General features: G+C 73.1%; 15 protein-coding genes. 7 read left to right on the top strand and 8 right to left on the bottom strand.

The genetic code is table 11. From position 1 onward, the window contains the following. Window positions 1-7: 7 nt before the first annotated feature. The gene (locus tag AC4H2G_RS06535) at window positions 8-421 is read right to left on the bottom strand and encodes an SRPBCC family protein (RefSeq protein WP_494364944.1); all 414 of its coding nucleotides are present in this window, start codon (window positions 419-421) and stop codon (window positions 8-10) included. Between the two features lie 134 nt (window positions 422-555). Between AC4H2G_RS06535 and AC4H2G_RS06540 the strand changes: the two genes are divergently transcribed. Further along, complete coding sequence (locus AC4H2G_RS06540) at window positions 556-1,551, top strand: hypothetical protein (RefSeq protein WP_494364945.1); 996 nt, start codon at window positions 556-558, stop codon at window positions 1,549-1,551. A 53-nt stretch (window positions 1,552-1,604) separates the two neighbouring features. Here the strand turns inward: AC4H2G_RS06540 and AC4H2G_RS06545 are convergent, their stop codons facing one another. Next, on the bottom strand, window positions 1,605-2,783 hold the full coding sequence (locus AC4H2G_RS06545) for a threonine aldolase family protein (RefSeq protein ID WP_494364946.1): 1,179 nt from the start codon (window positions 2,781-2,783) through the stop codon (window positions 1,605-1,607). A gap of 99 nt (window positions 2,784-2,882) precedes the next feature. On the opposite strand from AC4H2G_RS06545, the gene AC4H2G_RS06550 reads away from it, so the two are divergent. After that, window positions 2,883-3,278 (top strand): hypothetical protein, encoded by a 396-nt coding sequence (locus AC4H2G_RS06550; RefSeq protein ID WP_494364947.1) that lies wholly within the window; start codon window positions 2,883-2,885, stop codon window positions 3,276-3,278. A 179-nt stretch (window positions 3,279-3,457) separates the two neighbouring features. Here AC4H2G_RS06550 and AC4H2G_RS06555 read toward each other — a convergent pair whose 3' ends face one another. Next, window positions 3,458-5,161 (bottom strand): alpha-amylase family protein, encoded by a 1,704-nt coding sequence (locus AC4H2G_RS06555; RefSeq protein ID WP_494364948.1) that lies wholly within the window; start codon window positions 5,159-5,161, stop codon window positions 3,458-3,460. Further along, complete coding sequence (locus AC4H2G_RS06560) at window positions 5,158-6,168, bottom strand: TIGR03885 family FMN-dependent LLM class oxidoreductase (RefSeq protein WP_494364949.1); 1,011 nt, start codon at window positions 6,166-6,168, stop codon at window positions 5,158-5,160. Before AC4H2G_RS06560 ends, AC4H2G_RS06555 begins: the two co-directional genes overlap by 4 nt. Window positions 6,169-6,288: 120 nt before the next feature. Here AC4H2G_RS06560 and AC4H2G_RS06565 point away from each other — a divergent pair, with 120 nt between their 5' ends. Beyond that, window positions 6,289-6,738, top strand: coding sequence for a VanZ family protein (locus AC4H2G_RS06565; RefSeq protein ID WP_494364950.1), 450 nt, complete (start codon window positions 6,289-6,291; stop codon window positions 6,736-6,738). A gap of 15 nt (window positions 6,739-6,753) precedes the next feature. Here the strand turns inward: AC4H2G_RS06565 and AC4H2G_RS06570 are convergent, their stop codons facing one another. Then, a complete protein-coding gene (locus AC4H2G_RS06570) occupies window positions 6,754-7,590 on the bottom strand; it encodes a helix-turn-helix domain-containing protein (RefSeq protein ID WP_494364951.1) in 837 nt (278 codons plus the stop codon). Between the two features lie 92 nt (window positions 7,591-7,682). Between AC4H2G_RS06570 and AC4H2G_RS06575 the strand changes: the two genes are divergently transcribed. Further along, window positions 7,683-8,294, top strand: a complete 612-nt coding sequence (locus AC4H2G_RS06575) for a dihydrofolate reductase family protein (protein ID WP_494364952.1) — start codon at window positions 7,683-7,685, stop codon at window positions 8,292-8,294. Between the two features lie 83 nt (window positions 8,295-8,377). Then, on the top strand, window positions 8,378-9,466 hold the full coding sequence (locus AC4H2G_RS06580; protein ID WP_494364953.1) for a fatty acid desaturase family protein: 1,089 nt from the start codon (window positions 8,378-8,380) through the stop codon (window positions 9,464-9,466). A gap of 82 nt (window positions 9,467-9,548) precedes the next feature. On the opposite strand, the gene AC4H2G_RS06585 is transcribed toward AC4H2G_RS06580, so the two are convergent. Together AC4H2G_RS06585 and AC4H2G_RS06590 are read right to left on the bottom strand one after the other, a co-directional pair. Continuing rightward, window positions 9,549-10,004, bottom strand: coding sequence for a YchJ family protein (locus AC4H2G_RS06585; RefSeq protein WP_494364954.1), 456 nt, complete (start codon window positions 10,002-10,004; stop codon window positions 9,549-9,551). Continuing rightward, a complete protein-coding gene (locus tag AC4H2G_RS06590; RefSeq protein WP_494364955.1) occupies window positions 10,001-10,513 on the bottom strand; it encodes a MarR family winged helix-turn-helix transcriptional regulator in 513 nt (170 codons plus the stop codon). Before AC4H2G_RS06590 ends, AC4H2G_RS06585 begins: the two co-directional genes overlap by 4 nt. 96 nt (window positions 10,514-10,609) lie before the next feature. Here AC4H2G_RS06590 and AC4H2G_RS06595 point away from each other — a divergent pair, with 96 nt between their 5' ends. Next, a complete protein-coding gene (locus tag AC4H2G_RS06595) occupies window positions 10,610-11,200 on the top strand; it encodes an NADPH-dependent FMN reductase (RefSeq protein WP_494364956.1) in 591 nt (196 codons plus the stop codon). 124 nt (window positions 11,201-11,324) lie between these two features. On the opposite strand, the gene AC4H2G_RS06600 is transcribed toward AC4H2G_RS06595, so the two are convergent. After that, window positions 11,325-13,109, bottom strand: a complete 1,785-nt coding sequence (locus AC4H2G_RS06600; RefSeq protein WP_494364957.1) for a carbohydrate-binding protein — start codon at window positions 13,107-13,109, stop codon at window positions 11,325-11,327. 225 nt (window positions 13,110-13,334) lie between these two features. On the opposite strand from AC4H2G_RS06600, the gene AC4H2G_RS06605 reads away from it, so the two are divergent. Next, window positions 13,335-13,940 (top strand): DUF305 domain-containing protein, encoded by a 606-nt coding sequence (locus AC4H2G_RS06605; protein ID WP_494364958.1) that lies wholly within the window; start codon window positions 13,335-13,337, stop codon window positions 13,938-13,940. Window positions 13,941-14,001 lie beyond the last annotated feature (61 nt).

The raw sequence follows: 14,001 nt of genomic DNA on the forward strand, positions 1-14,001 counted from the left end.
CGACGTCTCAGTCGTGGCCTGCGAGCGTCGCGAGGGCCTTCGCCCACAGGGCGTGCGCGCGCTCGGCACGGTCGGCCGTCTCGATGTTCTCCTCGACCACGCGCACCTGGGTGCCCGCGTCGTCGGGCTCGAGCACGATGGTGATGTCGTGGTAGTTCTCCGGCGTGTCGGGGAGCTCCATGGTGGGGGAGAAGTGGGTGAACCGGAGCAGACGCGGGCGCTCGACCGCGACCACCTCTCCCCAGTCGGCGAACTCGCGGCCCATGTAGTGACCCTCGAACGTCACGGGGCTGCCGGGCCGGTAGTCCGTCTCGACGTTCATGCCGAGCATCCAGCGCGCGCCGGGGTGGACCATCTGGGACCACACCACCTCCGGCGGGCGCGCGACGTGGATCTCGGCGGTGGTGGAGTGGGGGGACATGCGAACCTCCTGGGACGTGCGTGGAGCGGGGCCGTGAGGGCAGGGCCTGGGAGCGACCGTAGACCGTCCGGGCGCACCCGGCAGCCCGGACGGACGTGGGGCGGATCACGGCCGGTCTGGGTAGGTTCGTCCGCGTGACCCGACTCGTGCTCCTCCACGGCCGCGACAACCAGGGCCTCGACGCGGAGGACCTCGAGCGCACGTGGCGCACGGTGCTGTCCGCGGGCCTCGCGGCCGCGGGCCGGCCGGGAGGCGTGTCCGACGCCGACGCCTCCTTCGTCTACTACGGCGACACCCTCGCGGCGCTCGTCCGGGGCGATGGCGCGCCGCCGCCCGTCACCGTGCACGCCGTGCCCGGGTCGCGGTGGGACCGGATCGACGTGGACGGGCGCGGGATCGCCGACCTGCCCGAGGACGAGCTGCGCTTCCTCGGGTCCGTCGCGGCCGAGGTGCTGCGCGCCGCGGGCGTGGACGACGCCCGGGTCGCAGCGGTCGCGCGCGGGGAGGGCGTGGTTCCCCGGCGCGGTGACCTGGGCTCTCTCGCCGCTCTGGGCGGTTGGGTCAACACGCTGCTGTCCGCGCTGGACCGGTACGTGCCGGGCCTGAGCAGCGGTGTCCTCGTGCTCCTCGTGCGCGACGTCTGGGCGTACCTGCACGACCCGGACGTCCGGCAGGTGATCGACGACGCCGTCGCGACCGCGATGCCGACCGACGAGCCGGCGGTGGTCGTCGGGCACTCGTTCGGGTCGGTCGTCGCCTTCTCGGTGCTGCGCGAGCATCCTGACGCGCGCCGCTGGGACGTGCCGCTGCTCCTCACGCTCGGGTCCCCGCTCGCGATCCGCGCGATCCGGGACGCCCTCGCCGCGCGCGCACCGCTGCGCGTGCCCGCCGGGGTGGGCCGGTGGGTGGCGGCACGGGACCGGCGCGACCCGCTCGCGCTGCACGGGCTCGGACCCGCCGCGTTCCCGCTCGCGCCGGGGTCGCCGCCGATCGAGGAGCTCGAGGTGGAGAACTCTGCTCCGGGCCGCCACGCCGCCGCGGTGCTCCTCGACGACGGCCGCCTCCCCGCGGGCTACCTCGCCCTCCCGGAGGTGGCCGGCACGGTCGCCGAGGCGCTCTCCGCGAGATAGAAGCTCCGGTCGCGAGATAGAGCTCCGCGGCTTCTACGTCGCGACCGGCGGTTCTATCTCGCGAGGGCGGCGCGGACGTCCGCGACGAAGGCGTCGACGTCGGCGGCGGTCGTGTCCCACGCGCACATCCAGCGCACCTCGACGCGGTCGGGCGTCTCGCCCGGCCCCCAGTCGTAGAACCGGTGCCGCTCGTGCAGCGCCGCGGCGACCGTGCGCGGCAGCGTCGCGAACACGGCGTTCGCCTCGGTGGGCTGCGTGAAGGCGATGTCCGACGCCGCGGGCCGGGTCCCGCCGTCGGGCACCGGTGCCGGGACGACGGGCCCGGTGACGTCCGCCGGGGCGACCGATCGCGCGACGTCCGTCGGGGAGAGGTCCGCGAGACCGGCGCGCAGCCGGGCGGCCATCGCGTTCGCGGCGCGCGCGTTGCGCACCCACAGCTCGTCGTCGGCGGCGATCTCGTCGACGTCCGCGACCGGGTCGCCGACGGGCTCGAAGAGGGCGAGGAGCTGTGCCGAGACGTACCGCATCTTCGAGGCGAGCTGCATCGTCGCCTTGCGCACGAACTCCACGCCGTCGACGGCCGAGGGGTCGAGCACGACCACGGCCTCGCCCAGCGCGAGCCCGTTCTTCGTGCCACCGAACGACAGCACGTCCACGCCGGCGTCGGTGGTGAGCGCGCGGAGCGGGACGTCGAGCGCCACGGCGGCGTTGGCGAGGCGCGAGCCGTCGAGGTGGACGCGCATCCCGCGCGCGTGCGCGGCGTCGCAGATCTCGCGGAGCTCCTGCGGCGTGTACACCGTGCCGAGCTCCGTGGCCTGCGTGACCGACACGACGAGCGGCTGGGCGCGGTGCGGGTCGCCCAGATCGGCGGCGAAGCGCTCCACGGCGTCGGGAGTCAGCTTCCCGGCCGCCGCCGGCACGGTGAGGACCTTGATCCCACCGACACGCTCGGGCGCGCCGTTCTCGTCCGTGTTGAGGTGGGCGTGCTCCGTCGCGACCACCGCACCCCACCGGGGCAGCATCGACATCAGGGCGATGACGTTGGCGCCCGTGCCGGTGAGGACCGGGTAGGCCGTCGCCTCTGCGCCGAACCGTGCCCGGACCACCTCCTGCAACCGCGCCGTCCACGGGTCCTCCCCGTAGGAGATCTCGTGGCCGGCGCTCGCGGCGGCGAGGGCGGCGAGGACGTCGGGGTGGGCGGGGGCGTAGTTGTCCGAGGCGAACGAGGTCACGGCCACAGCCTAGGCACGCGGCGCGCGAGCCGAGCGCTCCGGGCCTAGCGTCAGGGGAGACGCCGACGTCGGCGTCGCACTCGACGCTGGAGGTGCGCGATGACCACGATCCCCGACCCGGGCTCGGTGCCGGACGACCCGAACTTCACCGGGCTGCCGCGCGACGACCGGGACACGTTCGCGAACCAGGCCGAGCCCACCGACCCGGCAGGTCCCGCCGAGCCGACCGGTCCGGTCGATCCCACGGGCCCCGGTGGTCCTGGTGGTCCGGTCGAGCCCGGCGGTCCGGTCGAGCCGGTGCGGCCGGCCGAGCCCGTGGTGGAGCCCCCGAAGTCTCCGGGACCGCCGGCCGACCCCTCGGCGCCCCCGCACGAGCCCGGTCCGGGCGAGCCGGTGCCGGGCGAGCCGCGCCCGAGCGACCCGGTCCCGGACGAGCCGGGCTGGCCGTCGTCGCCCGGACCGCCCGTCGGCCCTGACGAGCCGACCCACGGCTGACCGACCGCGCGCCACCGGACGCGAGATAGAGCCCTGGTCGACGAGATAGAGCACCAGTCATCAGACCGGGGTTCTATCTCGGTGACCAGGGCTCTATCTCGGCAACCAGGGCTCTATCTCGGCAACCAGGGCTCTACCTCGGCACCAGGGTTCTCCTCGGGTCGGCGGGTGTCGCCCGGTCAGAGGAGGCGGCGCGCCTTCGGGTGCGTGACGCGCAGCCAGCGGTAGCCGTAGCCGTCGAGCCGGACCTCGGCCGTCCCGTCCGGAGCGGGATCGACGTCGTCGTGGTCGAGCAGGTCGACGAGCCGGGCGTCCTCGGGCAGCTCACCGAGGGCGAGCGGCACGACGGCCGGGTCCGGCGACAGGTTGTGGAGCGTGACCATGGATGCGTCCTGCCACGTCGTGCGCAGCGCGAGCACCGAGGGCTCCGGCTGGTCGAGCACGACGGCGTCGCCCCACCCGAGCTCCGGGCACTCGCGGTAGCGGTGGGCGAGCAGCCGCACGAAGGTGAGGAGCGAGTCGGGGTCGCGGCGCTGGTCGGCGACGTTGACGTGCTCGGGTGCGTACCCGTCGTCGGGCAGGGGCGCGGCGAGACGGCGAGCGGGCGCGCGCGAGAACCCGCCGTTGTCCTGCGACGTCCACTGCATGGGGGTGCGCACGGCCATACGGCCGGGCACGCGCAGGTTCTCGCCCATCCCGATCTCTTCGCCGTAGAACAGCACCGGTGTGCCGGGCAGGGAGAAGAGCAGCGAGTAGACCATGCGCAGCCGTCGCGGGTCCCCGCCGAGCATGGGGGGCAGCCGACGGCGCAGCCCTCGCCCGTAGAGCTGCATCTCCTCCTCGGGGCCGAACGCCGCGAAGACCTCCTGGCGCTCGTCCTCGCTCAGCTTGTCGAGGGTCAGCTCGTCGTGGTTGCGCACGAACGTCGCCCACTGGGTGTCGTGCGGGATGGGCGGGCGCGCGCGCAGCGACGCGGCGAGCGGCCCCGCGTCGTGCCGCGCGAACGACAGGTACATGGCCTGCATCGCGTTGAAGTCGAACTGCATCGTCAGCTCGGAGCTCGTCGTGCCGCCCGGGTCGCCGTCCGTCGGGTTCCCGTCGCCGAAGAAGAGCGCCTGGTCCGCGTAGGGCAGGTTGACCTCGCCCATGAGGATCGCGTCGCCCGAGCGGCGACCGAGGAACGCGCGCAGCACCCGGAGCATGTCGTGCGGGTCGTCGATCTCGTCGCCGGGGTTCGCGGCGGCGTCGGTCAGGGCGAACGGGACGGCGTCGACCCGGAAGCCCGAGATCCCGAGCTCGAGCCAGAAGCCGATCGTCTTGGCGATGGCGTCCCGGACCTTCGGGTTCGCCGTGTTGAGGTCCGGCTGGTGCCGGTAGAAGCGGTGCCGGTACCACTCGCCCGTCTTGTCCTCGAGCGACCAGATGCCTCCCTCCTGGTCGGGGAAGACGACCTGGTCCTTCGTGGACGGCGGCTCCTCGGACCGCCACACGTAGAAGTCGCGGAACGGGTCGTCGGTCGAGCGGCGTGCGCTGCGGAACCACGGGTGGCGGTCCGACGTGTGGTTGATGACGAGGTCGACGATGACGCGGATGCCGCGGTCCCTCGCGGTGCGGACCAGCTCGACGACGTCGCCCATGTCGCCCAGGCGCGGGTCGACGCCGAGGAAGTCGGTGATGTCGTAGCCGTCGTCGCGCTCCGCCGTCGGGTAGAACGGCATGAGCCACAGGCACGTTACGCCGAGGTCGGCGAGGTGGTCGATACGCTGCACGAGGCCGGGGAAGTCCCCGATGCCGTCGTCGTTCCAGTCCATGTACGTCTCGACGTCGAGGCAGTAGACGACGGCGTTCTTCCACCACAGGTCGCCGGTGTCGCGGATGTTCACGCTGCACCTCCGGTGGTCGTGGTCTTCGCGGCAGCGGCCGCCGCGGTGCTCTCGCGCAGACGGGGGAGGAGCGTCTCGCCCGCGGCGTCGAGGAACGCGTCCTGCTCCTTCCCGACGTGGTGCAGATACACCGCGTCGAACCCGCACGCGACCATCTCCGCGACGCGGTCGGCGAGCCGCTGGGCGTCGTGCTCGACGAGGACCGTCCCGCGCACCTCCTCGGGCCGCACGAGGTCCGCGACGCCGTCGAACTGCTCGGGCGTCTCGAGATGCCAGCTCACGCTCGGTGGGAGGAGGTTCGAGCGCCACTGGTCGTGCGCGACGGCGAACGCCGCCTCGTCGTCGTCGCCCCAGGCGACGTGGACCTGGAGGGCGAGGTCGCCCCGCCCGCCGGCGTCGCGGTACTCGCCGACGACGCGGCGCAGCGACTCCAGGGGCTGGTTCACCGTGACGAGCCCGTCCGCCCAGTCGGCGTGGCGGCGTGCGGTCCGCGGGGTGACGGCCGCTCCGATCAGCCGCGGGGCGACGTCGGGCAGCGACCACACGCGCGCCCGGTCCACCGTGACGTGGCCGTGGTGCGTGACCTCCTCGCCCGCGAGGAGCGCACGGATGATCTCGGCGCACTCGCGCAGCCGCTCGTCGCGCTCCGCCTTCGTGGGCCAGCGGTCGCCCGTGACGTGCTCGTTCATCGCCTCGCCGGAACCGAGCGCGGCCCAGAACCGGCCGGGGAACATGGAACCGAGGGTCGCGATCGCCTGGGCGAGGATCACCGGGTGGTAGCGCTGGCCTGGCGCGGTGACGACGCCGAACGGCAGGTCGGTCGTCGCGAGCGCGGCGCCGAGCCACGACCACGCGAAGCCGGACTCGCCCTGTCGCTCGCTCCACGGCGCGAGGTGGTCGGAGCACATCGCCGCGTCGAATCCCACGTCCTGCGCGCGCCGGGCGGCGGCGAGGAGGGGACCGGGCGGGATCTGCTCGTGGGAGGAGTGGAATCCGAGGGTGACCATGTCGCCCAGTGAACCGAGAGTCGCGCGACCCCGCGCGTCGAGGGGCGGGATCGGTGAAGGCGGCGTGGCGGTCCGGCACCCGCACGGGTCCGGTGCGGCGCGGGTCCCTACGCTGTGGCGGTGCGCCTGCTGACCTGGACGTTCGCCGCCTACCTCGCCGCCGTCGGGGTCGTCACGCTGTGGCCGTCGCCGCAGTCCACCGCGGCGCCCGGCTGGGCGACGGCGACCCTGGACGTGCTGCACGGGCTCGGCCTCCCGATGACCCTCCCCGTGCTCGAGGCGTCCGCGAACGTCGTGATGTTCCTGCCGTTCGGGGTGCTCGGGCTGCCGCTGCTGCGCGGCGCGGCCGTGCGCCGCGGGGGCCTCGCGCCGGGGGTGTGGCGCGCCGTCGGGCTCGTCACGCTCGCCGGAGCCGTGCTGTCCGCCGCGATCGAGCTGACGCAGAACCTGCTGCCCGGGCGTGTGCCGACGGTGCAGGACGTCGTGCTCAACACCGCGGGAGCGCTGCTCGGGGCGCTCGCGGTGGCGGCGTTGCTCGCCGTCCGCGGTCGACCCCGCGCCGGCCGGTAGGGCGAGGGCCCGCGGTCACGGGGGACGGCGACGCCCCAGCGCGGTCGACGGCGTGGGGCGGCGGGCCGCGGCGAGGGTGGTCGGCGTGTCCCCCGAGTACCGGACGACGTCGCGCGTGAGGTGGCTCTGGTCGGCGTACCCGTGGCGGGCGGCGATCTCGGCCAGTGGGAGCACGCCGAGGTCGGCGGCCGCGTGCTCGAACCGGACGATCCCTGCCGCCTGCTTGGGCGTCAGCCCGACGTTCTCCGCGAAGACGGCCGCGACGTGCCGGTGGCTCCAGCCCGTCTGCTCGACGAGGTCCGCGATGCGGACCTGCCCACCGCTCGTCCGGATCTGGTGCCACATCCACGCCACCCAGGGCGGGGCGCTCGCGCTCCGCGCCGCGCGCCGGGCGAGCGCGGCCTCGACGAGCGCGAACCGCTCGTCCCAGCCCGCCGCGGACGCGACGCGGTCGGCGAGACGATCGCCGAGGCCTGGTGCGACGTCGTCCACCGCGACGACCCGGCGGGCCACCTCCGTGCCGGGGACGCCGAGGATGCGACGGACGCCGAGCGGGGTGAGGTACACCTGCAGGCAGTCCATGGTCCCGGCGAAGCGGGTCGTCGCGTGGCCGCTCGACAGCCCGGCGACGAACGAGCGGTAGGAGCGGCCCGCTCCCGTCCCGTCGGAGAGGTCGACGATCTCGAGCGCGCCGTCGAACGAGAGCACGAGCGGGAGCAGCGTCCCGGCGGGCTGGCGGCGCTCGACGACGCCCGGTGCCCTCTCCGACATGCCCACCATGCCGGCGACCAGCCCGGCGAGGTTCGGCCCGGGGCGGTGCCGGACGAGCGAGACACGACGGCCGTCGTCCATGTCGGCAGTATGGCTCGCAGTGCGGCCGGTCGGTACCGCTGGGTCAGGTTTCTTCAAGCCGGCACCGGGTCGCGGGGGCCAGCATCGACGTCATGAGACGACTGGTGATCATCGAGTTCCTGACCGTCGACGGCGTGATGCAAGGCCTCGGCTCGCCCGAGGAGGACACGGACGGCGGCTTCACCCACGGCGGCTGGGGCGCGCCCTACGCCGGGGCGATCCACGAGGCCGTCGCCGCGGACGGGTTCGGCCGGACGACCGGCTACCTCTTCGGCCGGCGCACCTACGAGAAGATGGCGGCGTTCTGGCCCCACGCGCCCGCCGACGACCCGATGGCACGGCACCTGAACGCGACCCCGAAGCACGTCGCGACACGGACCCTCACCGACCTCGACTGGGAGGGCGCGCACGTCCTCGACGGCGACCTGGAGGTGGCCGTGCCGCGGCTGAAGTCGGCGGGCGACGGCGACCTCGCCGTCCTGGGCAGCGGCGACCTGGCCCACCAGCTCATGGTTCGAGGACTCGTCGACGAGCTCCAGCTCTTCGTCCACCCGCTGCTGCTCGGCACCGGCAAGCGGTTGTTCCGGGAGCTCCCCGCCCCACGGTCGCTCCGGCTCACGGGGTCCTCGACGACCAGCCTCGGCACCGTGGCGCTGTCGTACGACGTGCTCGGCCCGCCCACCGCTGCGCCGTCCTCGCAGTAGGTCGACGGCCGGGGTGCGTGCGACCCGGGACTTCGGCAGGCTGACCGAGTACCTGGGCACCGATGATGCGGGAGGAACACACCATGGCGTCTGCCGACACTCGCAGCGCCCCGCCACGACCGGGGCCGGCCCGTGATCGACAGGTCAGCGACTTCACGGCGCTGACGCAGCAGGTGCGTGATGCCGGGTTCATGGCGCGGTGCTACGGCTACTACTGGTCGAAGCTCATCGGGCTCACCGCTGCCGGTGTGGCGCTGGCGGTGGTGTTCGTCGTGGTCGGCGACACCTGGTGGCAGATCCTGACCGCCGTCGCGCTGGCCCTGCTGATGACGCAGATCGCGTTCCTCGGTCACGACGCCGCACACCGGCAGATCTTCGTGTCGGCCCGGTGGAACGAGTGGGTCTCCCTCGTCGTCGTCGACCTCTTCGCGGGCATGGGCCTCGGCTGGTGGCACCACAAGCACAGCAAGCACCACGCGGCACCCAACAGGATCGACGCCGACCCCGACATCGCGCCCGGTGTCGTCGCCTTCACCGGCCACGCGGCCGAGCAGCGCGCGACGCGGTCCGGGCGCTGGGTCACGCGACGCCAGGGCTACTACTTCTTCCCGCTGTTGCTGCTCGAAGGGCTGAACCTCCACGTCCAGGGCCTGCGACGCGTCCTCGGGCGCGGCCAGGTCAAGCGCCGCTGGATCGAGCTGACGTTCCTCACCGTCCGGCTCGGTGCACACGTCGTACTCGTGTTCCTCGTCCTGTCACCGGGTACGGCGCTGGTGTTCATCGGCGTGCAGCTCGCCGTCTTCGGCCTCTACATGGGCCTGGCCTTCGCACCCAACCACATCGGCATGCCCGTCGTGCCGCCCGACGTGAAGATCGACTTCCTGCGTCGTCAGGTCCTCATGAGCCGCAACATCAGCGGCCGACGATGGGTCGACACGTTCATGGGCGGACTCAACTTCCAGATCGAGCACCACCTCTTCCCCTCGATGGCCCGCCCTCACCTGCGCCGCACCGCGCCCCTCGTCCGCGCCTACTGCCACGAGCTCGGCGTGCGCTACACCGAGGCGCGGCTCGGCAGGTCGTACCGCGAGATCGTCCAGCACATCCACCGGGTCGGGCGCGGTGGCGTCGACGTGTGGGCGTGCCCCCTGGTCGCCCAGTACCGCGTCTGACGACCGCTACCGAGAGCTCAGGGGCCCGAAGCCCTGACGAGACCGTCGACGGCCCAGGGCGTCGACCACGTCCGCAGAGCCCTTAGCGGAGCTCGCCGTCGAGGTAGGTCCAGCGCCCGTCCTCGCGGACGAACCGGCTCGCCTCGTGCAGGCGACCGCGCGTCGTCGGGCCGCCGGTGCGCGAGCGGTGGTGGGCGACGAACTCGACGATGCCCGCGTCGTCGAACGGGCCGCCCGCCTCGGTGCGCAGGACGTCGAGGCGCCGCCACTCGACGTCGTCGTCGAGGTCGAGCGCCTCGGGCCGGGTCGACACGTGCCACGTCGCGAGGAGGTGGTCGGCATCGCCGACGGCGAACGCGCTGTAGCGCGAGCGCATGAGCGCCTCGGCGGTCGGGGCGTACGGGCCTGTCGTCCCGCCGTCCGGCCCGGTGCGGAGGCCTGCGTGGTACCGGCCGCAGCACGCGCCGTAGGTGTCGCCGGACAGGCAGGGGCAGCGGGCGCCGTCGGGCAGGGGACGGTTCCCGCGGGACGCGCTCACGACGCCGCCCCGGTGCGCGCCGCTCGGGGTGCGGCCGGTGCGCCGGGCCGGCCGGAGCGCTCGACCGCGTCGACGACCCGGTGGGCGACGTCCTCGAGCTGCGCGAGCCCGTCGGGGCCGAGCGGCTCGAACAGGACCTCGCGCAGCAGCTCGGTGTGGCCGCGGACGGCCCGCAGGAGCGCGCGGCGTCCGGGGTTGCTCAGGACGATCCAGGTCCCGCGTGCGTCATCGACGCGCTCGGTCCGCTCGAGCAGCCCGCGCTCGGCCATCCGCCGGGACAGGTGGGAGACGCGGCTGCGCTCCCAGTCGAGCTGCGCGGCGAGCTCGCCCGTGCGCAGGGCGCGGTCGTCGGCGGCGTGCAGCGCTGCGAGCACCTGGAACTCCGCCGGGGACAGGTCGCCGTCCGTGCGCATGGCTGCCTCGAGCACGCGGTCCAGCGTGCGGCGCATCGTGAGGTAGGCGTCCCACGCGTCCCGCTCGGCGTCGTCGAAGACCGGGTGTCCCGTCATGCGGACGATCCTACCGGCGCTGGGTGACACGTCACCGATATGGGTTATGGTGACGCATCACCAACTTCGGTGACACGTCACTCTGCTGGAGGAAACATGACCTCGACACCGCGTATCGCGATCCTCGTCGGGAGCACGCGCACCGGGCGCAAGAGCCCTGGCGTCGCGCACTGGGTGCTCGACCGCGCCACGCAGCGCTCCGACGCGACGTTCGAGGTGGTCGACCTCGCCGACCACCCGCTCCCGCACCTGGACGAGGCGCTCCCGCCGCGGATGCAGCAGTACGAGAACCCGCTCGCGTGGGAGTGGTCGCGCCTGATCGACGGCTTCGACGGCTACGTCGTGGTGACACCGGAGTACAACCACGCGCCGGCCGCCGTGCTGAAGAACGCGATGGACTGGCTGTACAACGAGTGGGCCGACAAGGCCGTGGGCTTCGTCGGCTACGGCGTGCAGGGCGGGTCTCGCGCCGTCGAGCAGCTGCGCCTCGTGGCCGGCGAGCTGCGGCTCGCCGACGTGCGCACCCAGGTCGGTCTGTCGCTCTACGACGACTTCGAGCAGTACACGCGGTTGGCGCCGCGTGCCCGGCACGAGGGCGACCTCGACGAGATGCTCGACGAGGTCGTCGCGTGGAGCGTCGCGCTCGCGCCTCTGCGGGAGCGCAGGGCCGCCGTCGCCGCCGCGTGACCAGCAGGTTCACGGGAGTCCGCGGGACGGTGCCCAGGCGCCTGCGCGACGGCGCCCGCCCACCGGAGGGTGAGCGGGCGCCGTCGGGCTGCTGGTCACCCGGGCCGTGATCCGGGTGGACCGGTCAGTCCTGCGGGTCCCACGGACCCCAGCGGTCGCCGGGCTCCTGGTTCCGCGTCCACCACTTCGCGGTGTACTCGGTGCCCTCGTGCGTCACGGTGTCGCCCCTGACGTACACGCGCGTCGGCTTCCACGCGCCGACGCCCGCGGAGTCGACGCCCGCGATCTCCTCCCACGGGCCCCACGGGTTGCCGGGCGTCTGGCCCTTGGTCCACCACTGGGCCCGCCAGACGGCGCCCGCGTACGTGACGGTCGCACCGCCCTGGTACGCGGTGCCCTTCGCCCAGGCCGCCGGCTCGTCGTACGGCGGCTGGGCCTGCGGGTTGAGCTCGTCCGTCAGGACGGACTTCGCCGCGTTGGTGATCGGGTCGTCGAGCAGCAGGACGTCGAGCCCCAGCTGGATGTCGTTCGAGATGATCGCGCCGTTGTACCAGTACGCCGACCACGAGCCGCCCAGGATCAGACGCTCGGTCGACAGCGGACCGCGGTCGAACCACGCGATCTCGACGGGGTTCGCCGAGTCCGTGAAGTCCCAGACCGAGATGCCGCCCTGGTACCAGGCCTGGACCATGATGTCGCGGCCCGGGACCGGGATGAGCGACCCGTTGTGCGCGACGCAGTTCTCCGTCGGGGCCTGCTCGCGGCTGATCTTGAAGTAGCTCTTGAACACGAGCTGGCCGTCGATGATGTCGTAGATCGCGTCGGCGCCCTTCTCGGGTCCGGTCGCCGCGTCGCACGTGGGTGCGCCGCCGCCGCCGAGCTCGTCGGTGAAGACGACCTTCGTGCCCTCGTTGTTGAACGTCGCCGAGTGCCAGAACGCGAAGTTCTCCGTGTCACGGACGACCTCGGTGACCACGGGGTTCGCGCGGTCGGAGATGTCCATCAGCACGCCGTCGCCCATGCAGGCGCCTGCCGCGATGTCCTTCGACGGGTACGTCGTGATGTCGTGGCAGCCCGAGGTCTCGCGCGAGTAGTTGCCGCTCGGGTTGCCGCCGTCCGGGAAGAGGACGGGCGTCGAGACGAGCGCGGCCGAGGCCGGGTCGTCGAGCGGGACCTGCACGACCGAGATGAGGTCGAGCGGCGGCTGGCAGTCGGGGAACGACGCGCTGGGGCTGTACGACGAGACGTAGACGAACAGCTCCTCCCCGTCCTTGGAGGGCGCGAGCGAGTGCGTGTGGGACCCGCACTGCGTCTCGACCGACGCGACGTACTGCGGCGACGTCGGCTCGGAGATGTCGAAGACCTTGATGCCCTCCCACGACTCCTTGACCGTGGCGCTCTGGGCGACGTTCTCGCACGAGTCGTTGCTGCGCGACGAGTCGGTGCTGAGCACGAGGAGGTCGCCGTGGACGGAGATGTCGTTCTGGGAGCCGGGGCACACCACCTGGGCGACCTGCTCCGGTGCGGTCGGGTCCGCGATGTCGTAGACCGTGAACCCGCCGTAGTTGCCGGCGAACGCGTACCGTCCTTGGAACGCGAGGTCGGAGCTGTACTGGCCCTCCGGGGCGAACGCGCCGTTCTTGGGGATGTTCGCGACGTGGGTCAGGTTGGGGCTGCCGGCGACCTCTCCCGGGGCCAGGACGTCTGCGGCCTGGGCGAGAGGGGCGAGGCGCTGCGCGGGCAGCGCGGCGGTGGACTGCTCGACGAGCTCCGCGACGGCCTCGGGCGAGCCGTCGGACGGCTCGGCGAGGGCGGGTGCGGCGACCGCGAGGGAGGAGACGGCGAGTCCTGCGGCGAGTGCTGAGGCGACGATGCCCCGGCGTCGTTGCCTGTGCGTCGGTTGATGCACGGGGGAAACACCTCCTTGGTAGGGTTCTGCGAATTCTGTCCGGCAAATGCCCGGGCGGCTACCCGATCCGGACAACTTCTGGCGAGGTTTTACACGGAGGGAACGAGCAGCGTGCAGAATTTTCCTGGCCGAAACGTGCGGCGGCGTAGCCGCGCGAAGGCTCTGACCTGCGCCGTCGTTTTCCCGCTGCTGCTCTCCACCTCGGCCTGCACCGGCGACGACGACGTGTCGGCGACGCCGTCGAGCGTCGTCGTGCAGCCCGACCGGCCCGGCGACGACGCGACCACGACGGCGCCCGAGGACTTCGACGGTCCCTCGTCGACGGGGGAGTGGAACCAGGCGGACGTCACCTTCGTGACGAGCATGATCGGGCACCACCTGCAGGCGCTCGACATGGCGGCACTCGCGCCCGAGCGGGCGCAGGCTCCCGACGTCGTCGCCTTCGCCGAGCGCGTCACCGCCGCGCAGGGGCCCGAGATCCACGCGCTCGCGGCGTGGCTCCAGGAGCGCGAGCTGCCCGTCCCCGTCGAGGCCGAGTCGCTCGACGGCACCGGGCCGCGGGTCCCCGACACCGGGCACGAGCACGACCACGACGCGATGGCGGGGATGCTCAGCGAGGAGCAGCTGGAGGCGCTCGAGGCCGCGACCGGGGCGGAGTTCGACCGGCTGTTCCTCGAGGGCATGATCCAGCACCACCAGGGCGCGCTCGACATGGTCGACGTCGTGCTCGTCGACGGGCAGGACACGTACGCGCTCGAGATCGCCGCCGACACCGCGGCGGGTCAGGGCGGCGAGATCGACCGGCTGCGCGGGCTGCTCGACGCGCTCTGAGCCCGGACGAGCATCAACCAGGTGGTCGTGGGGGGGGGGGGGGGGGGAGGGGGGGGAGGGG

This window comes from Cellulosimicrobium sp. BMG9.23, from assembly GCF_059159985.1.

What these genes read in the sequence shown, in the direction of transcription:
- AC4H2G_RS06535 (WP_494364944.1), bottom strand. Translation starts at nt 421, where the DNA reads ATGTCCCCCCACTCCACCACCGCCGAGATCCACGTCGCGCGCCCGCCG.
- AC4H2G_RS06550 (WP_494364947.1), top strand. Translation starts at nt 2,883, where the DNA reads ATGACCACGATCCCCGACCCGGGCTCGGTGCCGGACGACCCGAACTTC.
- AC4H2G_RS06560 (WP_494364949.1), bottom strand. Translation starts at nt 6,168, where the DNA reads ATGGTCACCCTCGGATTCCACTCCTCCCACGAGCAGATCCCGCCCGGT.
- AC4H2G_RS06570 (WP_494364951.1), bottom strand. Translation starts at nt 7,590, where the DNA reads ATGGACGACGGCCGTCGTGTCTCGCTCGTCCGGCACCGCCCCGGGCCG.
- AC4H2G_RS06575 (WP_494364952.1), top strand. Translation starts at nt 7,683, where the DNA reads ATGAGACGACTGGTGATCATCGAGTTCCTGACCGTCGACGGCGTGATG.
- AC4H2G_RS06580 (WP_494364953.1), top strand. Translation starts at nt 8,378, where the DNA reads ATGGCGTCTGCCGACACTCGCAGCGCCCCGCCACGACCGGGGCCGGCC.
- AC4H2G_RS06590 (WP_494364955.1), bottom strand. Translation starts at nt 10,513, where the DNA reads ATGACGGGACACCCGGTCTTCGACGACGCCGAGCGGGACGCGTGGGAC.
- AC4H2G_RS06595 (WP_494364956.1), top strand. Translation starts at nt 10,610, where the DNA reads ATGACCTCGACACCGCGTATCGCGATCCTCGTCGGGAGCACGCGCACC.